Origin of the sequence: Lysinibacillus sp. KCTC 33748, from assembly GCF_002237755.1 — a bacterium.
Taxonomy (GTDB): domain Bacteria; phylum Bacillota; class Bacilli; order Bacillales_A; family Planococcaceae; genus Lysinibacillus.
The window spans coordinates 55,244-74,459 of the sequence record NZ_MWSJ01000025.1; the positions used below are offsets into that span (position 1 = coordinate 55,244).

At 34.2% G+C, this 19,216-nt stretch carries 15 protein-coding genes; 9 read left to right on the forward strand and 6 right to left on the reverse strand.

From position 1 onward, the window contains the following. Positions 1-231 precede the first annotated feature (231 nt). The gene (locus tag B1B04_RS21460) at positions 232-2,586 is read right to left on the reverse strand and encodes a M13-type metalloendopeptidase (RefSeq protein ID WP_079563387.1); all 2,355 of its coding nucleotides are present in this window, start codon (positions 2,584-2,586) and stop codon (positions 232-234) included. 713 nt (positions 2,587-3,299) lie between these two features. On the opposite strand from B1B04_RS21460, the gene B1B04_RS21465 reads away from it, so the two are divergent. Continuing rightward, positions 3,300-3,899, forward strand: a complete 600-nt coding sequence (locus B1B04_RS21465) for a hypothetical protein (protein WP_079563388.1) — start codon at positions 3,300-3,302, stop codon at positions 3,897-3,899. A gap of 340 nt (positions 3,900-4,239) precedes the next feature. Here B1B04_RS21465 and B1B04_RS21470 read toward each other — a convergent pair whose 3' ends face one another. Continuing rightward, on the reverse strand, positions 4,240-5,883 hold the full coding sequence (locus B1B04_RS21470) for a thiamine pyrophosphate-binding protein (protein ID WP_079563389.1): 1,644 nt from the start codon (positions 5,881-5,883) through the stop codon (positions 4,240-4,242). Positions 5,884-5,919: 36 nt separating this feature from the next. Further along, complete coding sequence (locus B1B04_RS21475) at positions 5,920-8,697, reverse strand: bifunctional diguanylate cyclase/phosphodiesterase (protein WP_079563390.1); 2,778 nt, start codon at positions 8,695-8,697, stop codon at positions 5,920-5,922. A gap of 392 nt (positions 8,698-9,089) precedes the next feature. Between B1B04_RS21475 and B1B04_RS21480 the strand changes: the two genes are divergently transcribed. Continuing rightward, entirely contained in the window at positions 9,090-10,964 is a 1,875-nt protein-coding gene (locus B1B04_RS21480) for a leucine-rich repeat domain-containing protein (protein WP_079563391.1), read from the forward strand. A 339-nt stretch (positions 10,965-11,303) separates the two neighbouring features. Here B1B04_RS21480 and B1B04_RS21485 read toward each other — a convergent pair whose 3' ends face one another. Together B1B04_RS21485 and B1B04_RS21490 are read right to left on the reverse strand one after the other, a co-directional pair. Further along, complete coding sequence (locus B1B04_RS21485; protein ID WP_079563392.1) at positions 11,304-11,726, reverse strand: exosporium protein C; 423 nt, start codon at positions 11,724-11,726, stop codon at positions 11,304-11,306. Positions 11,727-11,978: 252 nt separating this feature from the next. Further along, positions 11,979-12,305, reverse strand: coding sequence for a BRCT domain-containing protein (locus B1B04_RS21490; protein WP_079563393.1), 327 nt, complete (start codon positions 12,303-12,305; stop codon positions 11,979-11,981). A 301-nt stretch (positions 12,306-12,606) separates the two neighbouring features. On the opposite strand from B1B04_RS21490, the gene B1B04_RS21495 reads away from it, so the two are divergent. Continuing rightward, positions 12,607-13,404: an MBL fold metallo-hydrolase gene (locus B1B04_RS21495; RefSeq protein WP_079563394.1), complete on the forward strand. Its 798-nt coding sequence runs from the start codon at positions 12,607-12,609 to the stop codon at positions 13,402-13,404. Between the two features lie 186 nt (positions 13,405-13,590). Then, on the forward strand, positions 13,591-13,857 hold the full coding sequence (locus B1B04_RS21500) for a hypothetical protein (RefSeq protein ID WP_079563395.1): 267 nt from the start codon (positions 13,591-13,593) through the stop codon (positions 13,855-13,857). A 293-nt stretch (positions 13,858-14,150) separates the two neighbouring features. Here the strand turns inward: B1B04_RS21500 and B1B04_RS21505 are convergent, their stop codons facing one another. Continuing rightward, positions 14,151-14,642 carry a hypothetical protein gene (locus B1B04_RS21505; RefSeq protein ID WP_079563396.1) on the reverse strand — a complete coding sequence of 164 codons (492 nt, stop codon included), beginning with the start codon at positions 14,640-14,642 and terminating at the stop codon, positions 14,151-14,153. A gap of 251 nt (positions 14,643-14,893) precedes the next feature. On the opposite strand from B1B04_RS21505, the gene B1B04_RS25830 reads away from it, so the two are divergent. The 5 genes from B1B04_RS25830 to B1B04_RS21530 all read left to right on the forward strand — a co-directional run bounded on the left by B1B04_RS25830 (position 14,894) and on the right by B1B04_RS21530 (position 19,035). Then, entirely contained in the window at positions 14,894-15,043 is a 150-nt protein-coding gene (locus tag B1B04_RS25830) for a hypothetical protein (protein ID WP_170939052.1), read from the forward strand. A gap of 327 nt (positions 15,044-15,370) precedes the next feature. Further along, positions 15,371-15,691: a hypothetical protein gene (locus tag B1B04_RS21515; RefSeq protein ID WP_079563398.1), complete on the forward strand. Its 321-nt coding sequence runs from the start codon at positions 15,371-15,373 to the stop codon at positions 15,689-15,691. A gap of 3 nt (positions 15,692-15,694) precedes the next feature. Then, positions 15,695-16,093: a MerR family transcriptional regulator gene (locus B1B04_RS21520; RefSeq protein ID WP_079563399.1), complete on the forward strand. Its 399-nt coding sequence runs from the start codon at positions 15,695-15,697 to the stop codon at positions 16,091-16,093. Positions 16,094-16,320: 227 nt separating this feature from the next. Continuing rightward, positions 16,321-17,088 (forward strand): nucleotidyltransferase domain-containing protein, encoded by a 768-nt coding sequence (locus B1B04_RS21525; RefSeq protein ID WP_079563400.1) that lies wholly within the window; start codon positions 16,321-16,323, stop codon positions 17,086-17,088. 465 nt (positions 17,089-17,553) lie between these two features. Continuing rightward, complete coding sequence (locus tag B1B04_RS21530; RefSeq protein WP_079563401.1) at positions 17,554-19,035, forward strand: malate:quinone oxidoreductase; 1,482 nt, start codon at positions 17,554-17,556, stop codon at positions 19,033-19,035. The last annotated feature ends 181 nt before the right edge of the window (positions 19,036-19,216 follow it).

The following is a 19,216-nucleotide window of genomic DNA, read 5'->3' on the forward strand; positions in this document are numbered from 1 at the left end:
GAAAAAGAGAGTTTTAAAATCTATTACACAAGATATCTACATAAAAAATTCTCTAAATAATTGAGTGTGTTCTTTAAAAAAATAAACCCCAAGAATGCTGTGAAATCGACATTCTTGGGGTTTTTATTTCGATGTGTATTTATTTACTCTAAAAGGGACGTCTTAGACAGCCTCTTTGCCTTTATACACTGATGTAAGAGCTATCGGAATTAGCTCTATCTGTTCTGATTTTTACCAGATGGAAACCCGATCTTCCGGGGCTACATACATGCCATCTCCAGGCTTAATTCCATACGTATCATAGAATTGTTGGAAGTTCACAATCGTGCGGTTTACCCGAACTTTATTGGCTGAATGTACATCATTTTTGCTCAACATCGCTGCAAATTCTTTTGTAGTTGTGGATTTCCATACTTCTGCACTGCTTTCGAAATATGCTTTATAATCCGGATTACTCATTTGGGATACAACTTGCAATGAAGCTGCCATTCCACCTAAATCAGCGACATTCTCGCTTAGTGTAAGCTGACCGTCACTCAAAACACCGGGAATAATCTCAATTCCATTATAGAACTCAATCAGTTTCTGGTTTTTCTCTTTGAATTTCTTAAAGTCTTCTTCTGTCCACCAGTTATTTGCATTTCCATTTTCGTCGTATGCAGATCCGTTGTTATCAAATGCATGGCTGATTTCATGGCCGATGACCATGCCAATGGCACCATAGTTTGCTTCAGGTTTAGCGTTAATATCATAGAAAGGCGCTTGGAGAATACCGGCAGGGAACGTAATTTCGTTATTAAAAGGATTGTAGAAGGCATTTACGGTATATACACTCGTTGCCCATTTCGTTCTGTCCACTGGTTTTCCAAGCTTGGCTTTCATGTCATCAATGTATGCTTTGTTTACTGTGACGGTATTAGAGAGCAGTGAACCGCCTTCGTCATATGTCTTGATAGCTACTTTATCTAATGTCGTATCCCATTTATCTGGGTAACCGATCTTAACAATCATCGTATCCAGCTTTTTAATTGCTTTAGCTTTTGTTGTCTCTGACATCCAGTCAAGAGATTTGATTCTTTCCTCATACGTAGCAATTAATTTCTCTACCATTTGCTCAACATCTTTTTTAGCTTCTGGTGAAAAATGTTTCTCGGCAAACATTTGCTCCAAATATCCGCCCATTGAGCTAGTTGTCTTGGCTACAGCGATCTCTTGAGCTGTTTTTTCACCTGTAACGCCGTATAACGTTGCGTCAAACTCAATAGCAGCATCTTTGAATTCATCTGACAACGAACCGCTTGTTGCCATAATCAATTGCACTTTGGCGTAAGCCTTAAGTACGTTAAGATTAGCCTCAGTCAAGAGATCTGCGCCTTTTTGCGCCAGCTTCACATCGGTTACGATCACTTTATCAGCACTGTCGACTTTCATCGATTTCAAGACTTGTTTCATATCTACTGTTTTGAACATGTCATCGAATTGTTCGATTGTATACGGATTATAGTATTTATTGACGTCACCTTGTTCATGAGGTTCAAGTGATACGGAAGCTAAGCCTTTCTCCATATCATATATTTTTTCGGCAAATGCATTCGCAGCAGACTTTTCCTCGCCCGATGCCACAAGAAGTTTGGTCATATATTGAATATAGGCTTTTTTCGCTTTCGCGTCTTCTGTTACAAAGCTGTTCTTATCCAGAACAGAAGTTAATCCAGAGTAATACAAAGCATTTTCACTGCTGTTCTTTGCATCGTTCATGATTGAAAAGCTAAATAATGAGGTTAGACCCAATTCTTTCTCCAGGATAAGATCGGCTTGAACGAGTTCATCAAGTGTTTTTGCCTCGTCAATTGCCTTTACATATTTCTGGATAGGCTCCATCCCTTGTTTATTTCTACTTTTTGAATCCAACGCTGTCGAATAGAAGTCGGCAATTTTTTGTTCTTTTGTTCCTTCTGCGAACTGTTTGCCAGCGAGTTCATTTATTATTTTTTCTATTTTATCGTTATTTTGCTTGTGCAGCTCAGAAAACACGCCGCCCATGATTTCCCCAGCCGGAATTGTCGATTTATTTAACCAGTCCTTATTGATTGCTTCATAAAAATCGTCATTTAAATGGGAGCCTTTAAGCGACCAAATTCTAGAAATTATATTTTGAAACTCAGCGATCGTAATAGTGTCATTTGCGCCTAATGTGCCGTCAGGATTGCCCGTCAGTACGCCTGCTTTTGCCAGTTTATCGATATCTTTTTTAGCCCAAGCGGGTACATCGGAGAACTCGACGCCGAATGTTCCACTGCGCAAATCATTTCCAACAGGCTTTGGCAATTTTCCAAATGCTCTGCTCAACATGACTAAAGCTTCAACCTTCTTAGCTGGCTCATTCTCTCTTAAATCTCCATTTTTAGAGCCTTGCATAATGGCTTCTTTATTAATTCCTTGTTGATAAGCGTCTGCTGCCATCAACAAAGTTTTTACAATCTCTCCTCTTGTCGCTGATGGCGACTTTTCATCGGCATACACCGATACGCTAACTGATAGGACCATTATTATGGTCATAAGTAAGGATAAAACCTTCTTTTTCATCTTCGTGCTCCTCTAAAGTATATTTGTATAAATAAAGATAAATGGGTAGAATTTAGAATTTTCACCATTTACATACCATTGTAGTTGATTTATTTCAATTTGAAAATATGTCAGGAGCTTTTTAAATTTCAAGAAAGCATGATTTATTCAATTTGGGCTGATAGAGCTTTTAAAATTTAAAAAGGTTTAAATATCGTTAACGCTTTTATTATATTCTGGATTAACTTGTGTCATACAACATGTGGGGGAAGTTTAGTTTTCAAAAAGGCGTGAAGGTTGATTACTTTAGGAAAGTAGACGAAGCACCTACTATGATACGGTGAACTGTATCATAAGTAAGATTATTAAAAAGACCACCCAAAACATTGATAATGCAATGTTTTAGGTGGTTTTATTAACTCTAAATTAAATTTATGATAAGCTAGAAAAAGGAAATTAAGGATAAATACGCATGGTAAAACTCTGGATGTTTGTTGATCTAGCAGTAATTTATATAATTCGCATTGTTCTTGGTTTCTTATCTGGTGTATATCTTTTGGATGGTACAACATCTCGGTTAATTAATGGTGAGCGGAAGCAAAAAAATTTATAAGGTTGTTAGAAGAAGGAGCGCAAGTACGAAGAAAAAATAAAATATTGTTTAAATGAACCGCGCTTAGACAATTTACAAAAACGTATTATAAGTAAGTGTGGTTTTTATCGGAGGGTTAACAATGAAAAAAGCAGAAATGATGGACAAGTATTTGGACTCTTATGGAAAAGGAATTAGTAGTTCTGAGATTTGTCATGTTGTAGATTTAGTTTTCAAGATTAATTTAGATGAGACACCTATTTTATCAAAAGAGAAGGAAGAGATAGATGGAATTTCTTCATCAACAGGGAGAGCGGTAATAGATTCCTATCTAAATCAATATGACAGCAACATAACAGGGGCAGAAATTCGCAAAATAATAAATGAAATTTTTGGTGTTAATTTAGAAGCAATATCTTCATTAGAAGGAGCAAGAATTTCTTTATATTCAAAAGGTCAGTGGATTGTCCAACATGAAAAAGACTTATTTGTAGTATATACTGGAGCAAGTGATGTTGACGTAAAGGTCTTTCCTACAAATTATTTCACTGAACAAACTGGGTTAGTAGCATTACCTTCTGATTTACAACATGCACTAACGAGTATAGGGTATCACTTCGAAGAAGAAATCGATAGTTACTATTTCTTAAATCCAACAGGTGAGGCTGTTCCAGATGCCTTCAAAGGAAAAACAATAGGCGCTATACTTGGTGTCATCCAACAGTCATTCTCAAATTTATAAACAAACGAATACATAAATAAGTTAGTAATTGGAGATAGAAAATCTCTGTAAGAAAAAAAGTCATATAGGGGAATATGATTCCCAATCTATATGACTTTTCATATTTAACTTCTCTCAGCAGAAGTCTGCCACCTCTATAGGTGGTGAGATGAATGCGGATTTAAGCTACTTTTCAGCGGGTATCCAAACACCCGCTGAAATATAGGAACTCAGTCTAAGAACGCCACGTCCTGTGGCGTTTTTACCGAAATGACCGACATCGTGTCAGCCCTCGTGCAGGCCTAAGCACAAAGCTGATTCCGGACGCAATTATGCCTCGGCATAATTGATTCAAAACCTCTTACTTTCCAAAGGAAGATAAAAATTTAACTCGGTCTCCCATAGGAGGTGTGTTATTATCTGTTAAAACTACTTCCAAGACTGCTGGTCCATTTAAATTCAGTAAGTTATTTATCGTATCTTGGTTAATATCTTCTAGTTCTGTTACTTGGAAATTCGGTATATCCATAGCTGAAGCCAATGCACTAATACTAATTGGATTTTGCTCAAAAGATGGGTGAGTACGCTGGAACTGTAGAGCATGTCCATGGTATACCATTCCTAAGCGAGCATTATTCATAACAATAAACAAGATCGGTAGATTATATTCTTTTGCTGTTAATATTTCCATTCCATGCATGAAAAAGCAACCATCACCTGTGATACATACAACAGGGCGTTCAGGTTCAGCTAACTTTGAGCCAATGGCAGATCCAATTCCACTTCCCATTGCGCCAAAATGGACATTAATATCATAAGTATCATTATCTAAAACCTTCATGTGATGAATGACATAGGACATAAATTCACCAATATCAATTGTATATCTAGTGGAGGATGGTAAATGTTTTTGAATACTTAATAGAACGTTTTTCGTATTATATTCTTCCATATCTCCAAGAGGCGCATTATTTTCTTTACCCTCAAGAGCAGTCTCTTTTCTTGTAAGCCCTTTAGTTCTTAACTCTTCTATAAGAAATAGTAAACTTAAATTGATATCACCTAGCACAGGTAGATCAATCTCATATTTTCGATTGAACACCGATTGATCATAGTCCATTTGTATAGAAAAGCGGTTTTTCGTAAGGTTTAAGTTGTAGTTATTTGTAGCTGTTTCTCCTAAACGTGAACCCACGATTAACAATACTTGTCCATCGCCATCAGCTATTAATTCTGAGGCAGCCTCGTGGCCAGCAAAGCCGAAAACGCCAACTAGAAGAGGATGATTTTCTGGAATGTATCCTTTTGCTTGCGGTGTTGTTAGAATCGGCCAATTTAGAATTTCTGCTAACTCTAGTAATTGTTCAACTGAATTTCTTACGCCTTGTCCTACTAAAATGTATCCGTTCTTTCTTTTTATTAGCTCTTCAGCTACATTTTTAATAGTATCCATAGCAGGAACTATTGCTGTTCTTTTTGGTGGAGCTGGTATTTCTATGTCTTGCACTATTTCGTGTTGAACATCTATTGGTATAGCAATATGTACTGGGCCAGGCACTCCGGATATAGCGATTTCGGAGGCTTTTACTATTTCTTTCAGTAAATCCTTTGATTCTTTAACTGTTACACTGTATTTAGTAACTGGTTGAAAGATCGGCTGAGCATCTAACTCTTGAGAAGCATTTAAGCCGATTGTGCTAACTGGAACAGCACCGGTTAAAAATAAAACCGGTAAATGCTCGCGCATAGCATTTGCAGCACCTGTTACTAGGTTAGTTCCACCAGGTCCACTACAACCAATACATACGCTCATCTGGTTTGTATATTTTGCGTAAGCGGCGGCCATGTATGAAGCAGCGCCTTCATGTTTTGTTACAATCGGTGTTAAGTCTTTCATATCATACAGTTCATCAAAAAATGCATTGACTGAACCTGCTGGAATACCAAAAATATATTGAACACCGTTACCTTTTAAATATTCTAAGACCGTACGAGCTGCTTTCATTATAAATCTCCCTTTTTTATAATATAGAACGTTAAGTTAATAGAAATATTTTTTCATAATATCTTCAGCCTTCATGGGCTTACTAAATAAATAACCTTGCATTAAATAACAATTTTGTCTCAATAAAAAATCGGCCTGTTCTTTTGTTTCAACCCCTTCAGCAATAACTTCAAGCTTTAAATTTTGAGCGAGGGTAATAATTGTATTTGTAATTGCTGCTGCATCATCCGTTAACATCTCTTGTACAAAGGATTTATCAATTTTTAATGTAGATATCGGCAGATTTTTCAAATAACCTAAAGATGAATATCCGGTACCAAAATCATCTATGGCTAAATTTACCCCAAGTCCCTTTAATTGTATCATTGTTTTTAATGTTAATTCTGTATTTTTAACAATTAGATTTTCTGTAAGTTCTAATTGTAAATACTCAGGTGACAAGTCTGTCTCTTGTAGGACATTTTCTACAATAGAAAATAAATTACTCTGTTCGAATTGATGGACGGATAAATTTACAGACATACTAATTAAAGGACATCCTTGGTTATGCCATTTTTTCAATTGCTTGCAAGCTTCTTTAAGAACCCACTCACCTATAGGGACGATTAAACCGGTTTCTTCAGCAAGTGGAATAAACTTATCTGGTGTAATCATTCCGTGTTCTCGATGATTCCATCTTAATAAAGCTTCAACGCCCTTAATTTTGTTTGTTTTATAGTTTATTTGTGGCTGATAGAAGATAATAAGTTCATCTCGCTCTAATGCTTTATATAAATCATTTTCAAGCTTGATACTTTCAAAAGTTCTCGTATCCATTCCTTCGCTAAAGAAATGGTAGCTAGTACCTGGTGTTTCTTTTGATTTGTACATAGCTGTGTCTGCATTTTTGATTAACGTATCTGTCGTATCCCCATTATCAGGAAACAGGCTTATACCAATACTTGTTTTAATGTAAATTTCATTGTCTATAAGGTTGAAAGGTTTAGAGAAAGAAGCATTAATACAATTAATAACCTTCAAAATGTCATTTTCACATTTAATATTAGGCAAATAAATTGTAAATTCATCCCCTCCTTGCCGTGATACAGTTGCATCTCCTAGGACGCAAGTACTTAAACGTTTGGCAACCTCTTGAAGTAATAGATCACCATAGCTATGTCCAAGCGAATCATTTACTAACTTAAAACGGTCTAAATCCAAATAGAGAACTGCTAATTTTTCTCCGTTCGCTTTTGCATACTTTAGCCCTTGAGTTAGTCTATCTATTAAAAGAATTCTATTCGGTAAATTCGTTAAACTATCAAAATAAGCGTGGTATTTAATCTTTTCTTCTAGTTGCTTTCTTTGAGTTATATCTTTAAATGTGACAACTTCTCCTACAATCTTGTCTCCTTCTTTTATTAAGGAGGTTACATATTCTACTGGAAAGTTGGAGTTGTCTTTTCTAAAAAATACCTTGTAGCTGTTGAAATTAGTGTTTAATAAGGATGAAATAATAATTTTGTCTTCCGTTTCACTACCACTCATAATAATATCGACGGATTTTCCGATTAATTCTCGCTCTGTTTCATAACCTAACATGAGTGCACCTGCTGGATTGCAAAATGTAATGTTTCGATCAAGATCTAATCCAAAGATACCTTCACCTGCAGAGTTGAGAATTAACTCTTTTTCACGGCTAAGCTGCTGTAACTCCGCTACAACTTTTTCAAGCTCTTTATTTTTCACTATTACTTCTGAGGTTCTCTCCTCAATAATGATTTCTTGCTTTTCCATATATATCAGGTTTGATAATGCAGATGCTGTAGTGTCAACAATGGATTGGGCCAACTGTAATTGGGTTTCTGAGTAATAAAATGCTTTTTCTTCAAGATTAACAATAGATATTTGCCCTAAAATTTCACCCATTGAAACTAGAGGAAACATAACTAAACCGTTTATGCCGAAATTACGACAAACTTCATGATTAGGTCTATCATCCTCAAATACATTTGGAATAAGAATGGCTGTTTTGGTTTCAAAAACCTCCTGCATTACAGCATCATTGCTTTGATCAATTTTAAATTTGTTATGTGTCTTTAGCCAATTTTCTTCTGTCCAATCACTTTCCTTACTCAACTTAGCCGGTTTCACTCTTTTTTCTGCTAAAGGATCTAAAAGGTGAATCCCTATATTTTTATTATCTAAAAACTTCTCTAAGTAGAAAAAGCATTTATCAAGGCTTTCTTGTAGTGAGGAGCACATTGATAAGTCACGTGTAACATCAAGCAGCAGCTGCTTTTCGTTAATAAGGCGCTCTTTATAAGTTAAGTTGTTTGCATTTTGAATAGCAACAGCAGCCATATTCACATATGCCTCGACCGTTTGAATTTCTTCGTCTGTTAAGTTCATTGGAATTCCATAATCAAATAAAAAAACAAGGCCAAATAACTCTTGTTCAAAGGAGATGGGAAGCACTAATAAAGATTTAATATGGAACCCCTCAACTGCTCTGGGATCTGGTCGACTATCCTTCGAAGTATCAGGAATATAGATGGTTCTCTTTGTTTCAATTACTTCTTTTGCTAGTAAATCTATTTCGGTATCAATTATATGCATATTCAAAGTCCAGCCATTAATAACTGCTGGTTTTCCTACATATCCTCTGAATGTACCATCTTTTTGTGGTAAATAAATGCCCACAGAATCACATGTGACGATTTCTTCAGAAATTGCTATTGTTACCTGCTCTAATACTTCACGTAAATCTAGCTTCATATTAATCATTTTTGTTATATTAGCCAGCCGAGAATACCTCGTTTGTTCCATAGACATATATATATGAACCCCCAATTTTATCCTTATCTTGTATAAATTTTTATTAAATTATTTCTTAATTCGTATCGAATGTCCCAGTCTTTTCATTTTACAGTAGTAATAAACAGGTAGGTGAAAAAATATAAAAATTAGTAAAAAAATCTTAAGAGTATTTTGTCTTTTTATTAGTAGCCTTTTTATGTAGGACTACAATCATTCTTTAAGCGAAGGTATTCCCTGTATTTCAAGTAGCGAAAGTAAATTTAAATATATCAAACAGTGGTAATTTCTTGGGCGACTTTTTGTTGTAGGTCTAAAGGTGGGAGATAATTAGTATTTAATAGAAATAATGACATTTATTTTTTAGATAACTTAGCTGAATTGAAAATAGAGCTGGGGAGGGACTGCCAGTGGAATTCATTAAATTAAATTGTCCGAATTGTAATGGGAAAATTGAATATAAAGAGGGACAATCATTTAAATGTCCTTTTTGTGAGACCGAAATAATGTTGAAAGAGAATAAAGTTTATTATGTTGATCAGACGATTAATAATTATTATGGTGCAACTTCTGCGAATAAAGCTACACGTCCAAAAATGAATTTAAAAGCTCTTTTAATGGTACCGTTTGTAATCCTTTGTGCATTCCTTGGCTATTTCCTCTTAAGTAGCAATCAAACAGAAAATGGTAACCGTGAGAAAATATCTGTTCGAAAAATGCCTGGAAGCGAAGTTCTTTTACTCTTTTTAAAAGATATTTTTGATAAAGGTGAAGCTTTGCCAACTAAAGAAGAAATTGTAAGTATCCGTTATTTGGCAGCATACCATTCTGAAGATCAGTGGCATTTTGATTACAGTCTTGATGATCCATTTACAAATAAGCAAGCCAAAATTTCTAACTATATCATTATGGAAAAGCTATTAAATACACAAAAAATCGAACAAAAAGATTTTGAAGCCTTTACTGGTCTGACGGTATTGAATTTGATGGGCGATTATGAAATATCACGAAGTGAAAATGTAAGCTTCCGACATCTGGAAGGTTTAAAAAGCTATACAGGTAGCTTTAATGAATCATTTAGTAAAATTGCTGAATATTTTAGTGATAAGTCTAATATTGTAGAGCTCTCTATCCAAATTCGAAGTAATGATGAACTTGCTTTATTATTAGAGTTTCCCAATCTTCAATCACTTGAAATTTCGTACTACACTGAGACGGTTACAGACTTCCCTCTGCTGAATCAACTGCCATTAAAATCATTGTCCTTAATGTCTGCCAATGATTTGAAGTGGTTGTCTTCATTAGCTGATTTACAGTCGTTAACAATAGATCTAAGTGAAGCGACAGATTTTAGCTCGTTCTATTCACTGAATCAATTACAAGAATTGAAGCTTACAGCGGTACGAAATTTAAAAACGCTTGATTTTATACAAAACATGCCCAACCTGCAATCGCTTGATCTTGAAAATATGGATATTTCAAATGTAGAACGCCTTAGAAATAAGTCTTCATTGACAAAACTGCGTTTAGCTTCTCTTTTTAAATTAGAGTTGCATGATATTGTAAACAGCCTGTCTTCTCTGACCGATTTATCGATAACTGGTTATCATGGTGAAATATCGTCGATTGTAGCACCTCATTTAAAAAAAGCAGAATTAGCAAGTTCTTTGCTCCCCAAGCTAGAGGCACCTGTTTTAAAATATTTGACTGTTGAAATAAGTGGGGCGCAGTCGTATTTGAATGGAGAAGAATTACTAAAATACCCACAGTTAGAACAACTTACAGCAATGGAGGGTGGTGATTTTAAAGGCATCGATTCTTTAAATCGTCTCCCAAATTTGCAAACGATAAATTTAAATGAGACAACTTTTTATGAAGAGACGAGTGAATTATTCAATTTACAGCATGTAAAAAAGTTAAATTGTAATGAGTGTAAGTTTCAAATTGATAGTCAAAATTCGTTTAACAATAACAACCTGGAGCATTTAAATTTGAATGATGCATCTTTTCAAATAGACAATGGTGACTGGGTGAACGAAGTTGATAAGGTTATGCCTTACTTCGCTGGTTTTTCAGCTCTGCGTTCATTTACTATACAAGATAGTTCATTACAATCATTAAGTTTTATGGAAAAGTGGCAACAAATTGAGGAGCTTCATTTAGAAAATAATGCTATTTCAAATGTAGCGCCTTTAGTGAATTTGCCTAATTTGAAAAAGCTGTATATTTTAGGGAATCAGGTGCGAAATACATCTGTTCTAGACAAAGGAATTTTGATTTATTGAGGAAATGTGCTTCTTTTCAAATAGACTTATAAAATCTCACTTAGTCCAATCAAGAGAAACGTATCATGAATAAATAAGTTTTTACAATTTGCTAAATAACCTCTGTATCTAATAAATTTTATATTAGGGACGTTAAATACAAATAAATAAAATAAGCTGTGTAGAAAGTTAGATTTTTAATAACTACTATACAGCTTATTATTTTTAATCTTTATATAATGTGCTTTAAAACATGCATCTCACTTTATCAATCAACACTCTTAAAAAAAACGATCATGTTATGCCACAGATTTGCGCAGGGCCTAAATATTATCAATGCAAAGTAAGAGCTATTTATCGTTAACTTTTTATCGCTAGACCACTAAAAGAAACGGGTCCTACAATGTTTGCTTGTGTGTTGGGAGTAGAATTCTCAGCGAAAACCTGATAGAAGTTAGCGCCAGCTATTAAATTGGAATCAATAGCTTGGAATGTAAAGACGTAATTTTGTTCTGAACCAGCTGATTCTACCCCGTCTTGAGTATTAAAGATTTCTTTCCCATTACGGAACACTCTAAATACAATTTGAGAAATATCGGTAACTCCTGCTACACCAACGCTTGTAAGTAGCTCGACACGATTATTTCTTGAAGCGGTGCCTGGGATGTTTATTTGAATTGAAGCTAAAAGAACTCTAAATGGAGCCTGTGGAATTGGAAAAGCAGTTTCTAGGTTAAACGTACTTAGAGGCTCCACTGCTTGGTAATCAAGGATTTGCACCATTTTATCACCTCCTTTTGCTAGGATACTATAAGATATGTTTTATAGTAGAGCTTGCTTGTGTAGTAAACTATGCCGTACTATTTTTAAACTCTGTTTAGTTAACTGTTCAAATTTTTCTGGAATTGTAAGCCTTCAAATTAAAATCATTTGGAATTATTACGGGTTTGAGGTAATAAAAAAGGTGAAAGGTATGTAGTTGTTTTTCATACCTTTTTAGATGGGATTTAAAAAAGGTGTTTGAATTTGAGGTAGCTATTCTTCTTGCATTGAAATGAGCCAAATAAAATCATCCTCAATAATTATTTGAATGTCTAAGCCGAGGCTCATTAACTTCTCAGCTTTTAATTGTTTTGTACTTATACCACGACGTTTGTTCCCAAGAATAAGGAAATCTGTATCCTGTGTAACCGCGCCTTGCATAATTCCTCCACAAGCTCGTATTCTTTTTGCAGCTTCTGAACGTGTCATAGTGGAAAGGGCCCCAGTAAAGACAATTTGTTTATGATGAAATGGATGCTTTAAACATTCTGATGGGTTAGAAAGTAAGATGACTTCTGTGTTGTCCTTATCGTTGTTCATGTTGACTCTCCTTGATTGAAATAACGTTCCTACCTAATATATAGGTGACATTGATTTGATTCTACATTTAAACTAGTTATGGGAAATCGTATCATAAGTAAGGGATTAAAAATAATGTGATCCATTAATTATGAATATTTGTATCTATAGAAAAAGCTAAGAGTATGTGAAATTTAAATTGATTTCGCATACTTTTTTTCCTAAAGAAGGATTTTATAAATAGTGACCGAACTAAGGAATAGAGCGGGTAAATTATAACTAACTCATTATCAAAAGAAAATAAGGGGAAAAGGGTGGTTCGGTGATTCAATTCAAAAAAAATAATATTACAGTTTTTCAAAGTGTATTATATATGACTACCTCGGCAATCATTCAAACGAATGAAGCAGTAATTATGACAGATCCTAATTGGCTACCTACTGAAATTGAAGACATTAAGAGTTTTATAAACGAGATTAGAGGTGATAAACAACTATATATTGTTTATACACATAGCGATTTTGATCATATTATTGGGTCTGGGGCATTCCCAGAAGCTAAGATAATTGCTTCAAAACAATTTGATGAAAATCCTAACAAAGAAGACATCATGCAAAAAATTAAACAATTTGACCAAGGGTATTATTTGAATAGAAGTTATTCACCTCAATATCCAAATGTAGATATTGTCGTTTCAGAGGACGGGCAAAAAGTAGAATTCGATTCTTTTACCATGACATTTTATCAAGCACCTGGTCATACGAATGATGGTTTATTTACAGTTATTGAGCCTTATGGTCTGTTTCTTTCTGGCGATTATTTGTCAGATATTGAGTTTCCATTTATTTTTAGTAACTATAAAGACTATGTAAATACGGTTAATAAAGCTGAAAATATTTTGCTTAATCATGAAATAACGACCCACGTACCTGGACATGGTACGACAACGCAAAATCAACAGGAAATTCAAAAAAGGATAAACAGCTCGAAGTATTACTTAGAGCAGCTTCCTCATGATAATGGAGAGTTAGAAAGATATTTAAGTGAAGAATATTCATTTTTTGAAGGGATGAGAGGCATCCATACTGACAATAAGAAAATGGCTGAAGAAATTTTGTAGAGGAAGCATTCATTAGTGCTTCTTTTTTTCGTTTTTGAGATGGGGAAATTTTATTTTGCATGCAAATATTAAAGCCAAAGTTTAGATTGCATAGATATTCGCACTTTGTCCGTACATATTTTCTGCACATTTTACAATACTATATCTAGATTATTTATTTAAATGGCAGGAAGGGGAGAGGTAGAATTGGCTAAGCACTCAGATATGAGTTGGAAAAAGGATCACCCAAGCACTTTGTTTGGGAACTCCGTCCAAAAGGCGGAGCGTTTGTTGAAGCATGTAAAGTCACACCCAGAGGAAATAGCGATTGAGCATGCTTTCAATCAAATCGAACATGCAGAAAATGCATTTATGAATGCAAAGGAATATGGTGAGCATTTGGATACAGTCCAACAAAATAAAGAGTACTTAGAGCAGATCAAGCAGCAATTACACGAAATGCAAGACAAATAGTGACAGAAGAAATAATAATAATTTTTAAGCGGCTTAAGTCCAATAATTGAAAGGACTAAGCCGCTTTATTTTATTCATTTTGTTTGCTTTCAGTAATCCTCAGTTAATCGTTCTTTCTGCGAAATTTTGCGAAAGACGGGTGACTGAGCACCTTTTCCTGGGAAATAATCTTTGTATATTTTTAATATTCAGTTTAATTTTGTGTAATTACTAAAGTCGGAATGATATTTACGTATGTCATGAATGTTAGATTAGGTAGGGACGCACATCAACTATATGTTCATAATCTTAAATTAACACCAAACGATTATTTTATACGGTGTGGTTTGTGCAGGGATACTTCTTGTAGTAGGGCCATAAATCACAATTAAGTTCCGATTGGCTAGGCTTTTTGAAAAAGGTTGCCCATTTTTGAGTAAGATAAGTGTATAAGCAGAAACATTTAGTTGTAATTGACCATCACTACTAACTAATTGGTTATTAAAAAAGTCGACTTTGACATTTTGATTGTTATTTTCCTTTACAACAACAAGTGCTCGATATTGAGGCGGATATATTAAAGGGACAGGCGCATTCCCATCATAATATCCAGTAACCCGATCGCCGGGGTTCACAATTTCTTGATTCACAAAGTAAGTGGAAGGTGAGACGACAAAATTGACGATGCCCTGAGTACTATCTTCTACCGTCATCAGTTTATAACAGCCTTCCTTTTCACCATTTTGCCCAATAGGGAAATCATCAATCTGAGTAACGACACCACGAAATGATTTAAAGTTTACCATTGCAATTCCTTTCTTTATAAAATTTTAAGCAATTATTGGTGAGACAAAAGCTTTCGTTATTTATTGTTTACCCGAAGGAGCTAAATTGAATTCATGACTAAAAGAAAATCAACAGCATTATTTTTAATTTATGTAACATATCCAATTTGGGTGACAGAGAATGATTGTAAGGATAGGTTTATATAATACATGAATCAATATATACTTAATTGGCAAACTATAAACGCTATTTTTAAGAGGAGGGGAGCCTATTGAAGTGGATTTCTAAAAACAAGAAACTCCTTTTAATATTCATCATTATTATTATGTTTATTGCTGGTATACTCGATATCAAATATGAAGGATTATTCTTTCAACTATTACCTGAATCTGTTCAAAACTATTTAGCTACTATTTTCTAAGTAGAATTTTATTTGCTAGGATATAGAGACTGGCTAAAAAACTCGTCTATTCATATTTGGAATTGGATTTTTATCCAATTCCTTTATTTAATCTCACTGCTAATAATTGCTGAAGAAGATGATTACCTTGATTATCGAAAAGAAGAAGAAAAGATAGAACTTCATAATGTGGAAAGGATGTTTAAAGAATAAGTCATTAAAAGCGATATATTTTGACTTGTACTAACGGTAATAGTTTAGAAGATGATTCTTCTCTTCGTAAATTTGTTGACATGGAGCTAACTCCATCTTTTATAGTGAAAGTATTAAAAGAATGGGGTGATGTGAATGGCTATTATTACTTATGTATTGATAGGGTTATACGCATTATTGACAGGGATTGCAGGCTTGCAGCAATGGAGAGAGAACGGATATCAAATACGAACATTTTTGTTTATTGTCTTATTTATCTGTATTCTTGTAACGATATTTTTACCGAACAAAGCTCTAGTACTGATGTTGCTAATCCTTGAATTTGTTTTGATACATGTATTAGCAGTTGCGGAAGGGCTAGTAACAAATAAACAGCTTAGATATAGTCACCATGTCGTTCGCTTCATATTCCATTGTATACTGCTATTAATGGTTTATAAATTTATTTATGAGTAGGTGATGATCATAAAAATCGGTGAATTTGCTACATGTACTAGTCTTAGTAAAGACACTATCCGTTATTATGAAAAAATGGGTCTATTACGTCCAGAAATAAATAACAAACATCGTGAGTATAACGAGGATCATATCGAGATCATTAGTACAATTCTAAAACTAAAGAAATGTGGTTTTTCACTTCAAGAAATTAAAATACTTTTTGAATGGTCGCAAAATACGGATGAAAATGATGAATTGACAGAATCGGAAATTCAAAGCCTTCAACAGATGAAATTATTATTTCAAAATAAGTATAAACAGATGATTCAAAGAGAAAAAGAGATTAAACAAATAAAGCAAGTCTTACAACGTGCTGATAATAAAATGGAGCAGCTATTGGAAAAAAATAAAGATAGATAGGTGTTCTAATAAAAAATCACGGTATCATTTTAAAATCCTGATAACTCCCTTCATGCGAATGCTGAACTAACAATAGGCAAAAGTGGCACATCCATCATTAACACAGCAAATATGGCTGTGTTTTTTCATATACAGAATTCATCCCTGTAGAAAGGATTTATAAAATAAATTTTGAATATATACGATATGCTAAAGCACAAACTTTTTAAGAAGGTGATGATAACTTTATGGAAGAATGGAGAATAGCGCTAGAAGAATTTTTAAAGGACTGGAAAAATAGAAATGACGTAGTAGGGGCACTTGTATGTGGGAGCTATGTTACGGGCAATCCTACAAATCGTTCTGATATTGATGTACATATTATTTTATCTGATGATGTTGATTGGAGAGAGAGAGGGAATAAACTTATTAATGGTTTTCTTATAGAGTATTTCGCCAATCCACCAAAACAAATTCGCAAATACTTTCAACAAGATTTTCAAAACCATAGAACAATGTCTATAGTTCAATTGATGACAGGAAAGATTCTATTCGATAACACGGGGATACTTCATGAATTAAAAATCGAAGCTGAACATTGGCTAAACAATGAATATGATGAACTTAATAAAACAATAGTAGAAATGAAAAAATATTCACTATGGGATTCATTAGATAATTTAAAGGATTGTTTTGAACAAAAAAGAGTGGATTTCCACTTTGTATATTTTAATTCATTAGCTAATGTATTTTCTGAGTACTGTCAGTTTTTGAGATTAGAAAGCATTCCATACTATCAAGTGCATTCTTATCTTATAGATCCAGCCTATAATAAAAAATATTTAAAAAATGTTTTCCCTGATTCCATATTTAAGGAAATGTTTTTAAAAGCTTTAATAGAAACGGATATACAAAGGATGATGGAAGTATATGAAGAGTTAGTAAACCATGTAATGAATCAGATGGGTGATTTTGATATTGATGGTTGGAAAATAAAAAGTCCTCTAATAGAATGAGTTTTACTTTCTTGGTTAGACTAAAAAGAAATAATTTTAATAAAACACTAGAAAATAGTGAGAAAATTCTATATATTTTTTATGTATAGTGGAGCTGGTGCAAAAACAAGACTGGTTCCATATTTTTATGTTATTATATAAATATAATAATAAATAAAACCTCATTATTTTATGAAAACGCTAACCAAATTTAGGACGATTATTCCATAACGCTTAAATAAAGGTAGTGATTCTTAGTAGGGGAATAGTGGGTTTTTCTCTTGATTTATTAAGGAGAAGGCTCGAAAAATGCACATAACTCTCATATAGATAGTTGATATTTTAATCTTTATGTAATTATGATACACTGCAATAAGGTAATAATTGATACAGAAAAGATGTACTCCTACGTTACTCCAGAGCTTACTGTGACAGCAGGAGAGCTTACATCCTTTCTGCAAATCTTAATATATAAGGAAGGTAAAAATGAGTAACAGACAAATTAAATCAGATGTTATCTTAATTGGTGCCGGAATCATGAGTGCGACTTTGGGGACAATGCTTAAAGAATTAGCACCAGATTGGAAAATTACAGTGTTTGAGTCGCTTGATAAAGCTGGTGAAGAAAGTTCTCACGAATTAAATAATGCGGGAACTGGGCATGCGGCACTTTGTGAGCTTAACTACACTTCAGAGAAAAAAGACGGATCAATCGATATTAGCAAAGCGATTAACGTTAATGAACAGTTCCATGTTTCAAGACAATTTTGGTCTTATCTTGTGAACAATAAACTAATCAGTAATCCACAAGACTTTATTATGCCTTTACCTCATATGAGTTTAGTACAAGGGAAAGACAATGTAGAGTTTCTGAAAAAACGTCATGAAACGATGGCGAAAAATCCTTTATTCCAAGGTATGGAATTTTCTGATGACCCAGAACAACTAAAGGAATGGATTCCTCTTATTATGCAAGATCGTCCAGCAGATGAAGCTATCGCTGCGACAAAAATTGACACTGGTACAGACGTTAACTTTGGTGCATTAACACGTATGTTATTCGACCATTTAAAAAACAAAGACGTTGACATCAACTACAATCACACTGTAGAAAGCATGAAACGTACTAGCGATGGTTCATGGGAAGTACGAGTGCACGACAAAAAAGGCTGTAAAATGGAATACCATACAGCAAAATTTGTCTTCCTTGGAGCTGGTGGAGGAAGCCTAGAATTACTACAAAAATCAGGTATTCCTGAAGGGAAACATATTGGTGGATTCCCAATCAGTGGATTATTCCTAGCATGTAAAAACCAAGAAGTTGCTGAGCAACATCACGCAAAAGTATACGGAAAAGCTAAAGTTGGTGCTCCACCAATGTCTGTTCCGCATCTTGATACACGCTATATTGATAACAAAAAATCTTTATTATTTGGACCGTTCGCAGGTTTCTCACCTAAGTTCTTAAAAACAGGTTCAAATATGGATTTATTTGCTTCTGTAAAACCGCATAATCTTACAACGTTATTAGCGGCAGGAGTTAAAGAGATGGGATTAACAAAATATTTAATCCAACAACTTATGTTATCTAAAGAACAACGTATGGAAGAGCTACGTGATTTCATTCCAAATGCTAAGAGCGATGATTGGGATATTATTGTAGCTGGTCAACGTGTACAAGTTATTAAAGATACTGAAGCTGGTGGTAAAGGTACGCTTCAATTTGGTACGGAAGTTGTAAGTGCTTCTGATGGCTCAATTGCTGCATTACTTGGAGCTTCTCCAGGTGCATCTACTGCTGTACACGTTATGCTTGAGGTAATCAATAAATGTTTCCCTCAACATGTTAACGAGTGGGAGTCAAAAATTAAAGATATGATCCCATCATACGGCAAGTCATTAGCAGAAAATCCAGAGCTTCTTAAAGAAATTAACGAAGCAACAGACGAAGCGCTTCGTTTAAAATAAAATTAGATGTAGAAACAAAGAATGTAAACGATTTGTTTCTAAAAAATAAAATAGAACCTTCATTCTAATTTTGGGTGGAGGTTCTATTTTTTAGGTTCTATAATATTTTTTGGGGTATTCGCACAATTCCACGCATAAAAAAAGCACAGATTCACCGATTTATATATACTTGAATTGTCGA

Bases quoted from the DNA above. Each gene is read 5' to 3' on its own strand.
- B1B04_RS21460 (WP_079563387.1), bottom strand. From the start codon at position 2,586: ATGAAAAAGAAGGTTTTATCCTTACTTATGACCATAATAATGGTCCTA.
- B1B04_RS21485 (WP_079563392.1), bottom strand. From the start codon at position 11,726: ATGGTGCAAATCCTTGATTACCAAGCAGTGGAGCCTCTAAGTACGTTT.
- B1B04_RS21490 (WP_079563393.1), bottom strand. From the start codon at position 12,305: ATGAACAACGATAAGGACAACACAGAAGTCATCTTACTTTCTAACCCA.
- B1B04_RS21475 (WP_079563390.1), bottom strand. From the start codon at position 8,697: ATGTCTATGGAACAAACGAGGTATTCTCGGCTGGCTAATATAACAAAA.
- B1B04_RS21470 (WP_079563389.1), bottom strand. From the start codon at position 5,883: ATGAAAGCAGCTCGTACGGTCTTAGAATATTTAAAAGGTAACGGTGTT.
- B1B04_RS21520 (WP_079563399.1), top strand. From the start codon at position 15,695: ATGATCATAAAAATCGGTGAATTTGCTACATGTACTAGTCTTAGTAAA.
- B1B04_RS21505 (WP_079563396.1), bottom strand. From the start codon at position 14,642: ATGGTAAACTTTAAATCATTTCGTGGTGTCGTTACTCAGATTGATGAT.
- B1B04_RS21530 (WP_079563401.1), top strand. From the start codon at position 17,554: ATGAGTAACAGACAAATTAAATCAGATGTTATCTTAATTGGTGCCGGA.
- B1B04_RS21525 (WP_079563400.1), top strand. From the start codon at position 16,321: ATGGAAGAATGGAGAATAGCGCTAGAAGAATTTTTAAAGGACTGGAAA.
- B1B04_RS21465 (WP_079563388.1), top strand. From the start codon at position 3,300: ATGAAAAAAGCAGAAATGATGGACAAGTATTTGGACTCTTATGGAAAA.
- B1B04_RS21515 (WP_079563398.1), top strand. From the start codon at position 15,371: ATGGCTATTATTACTTATGTATTGATAGGGTTATACGCATTATTGACA.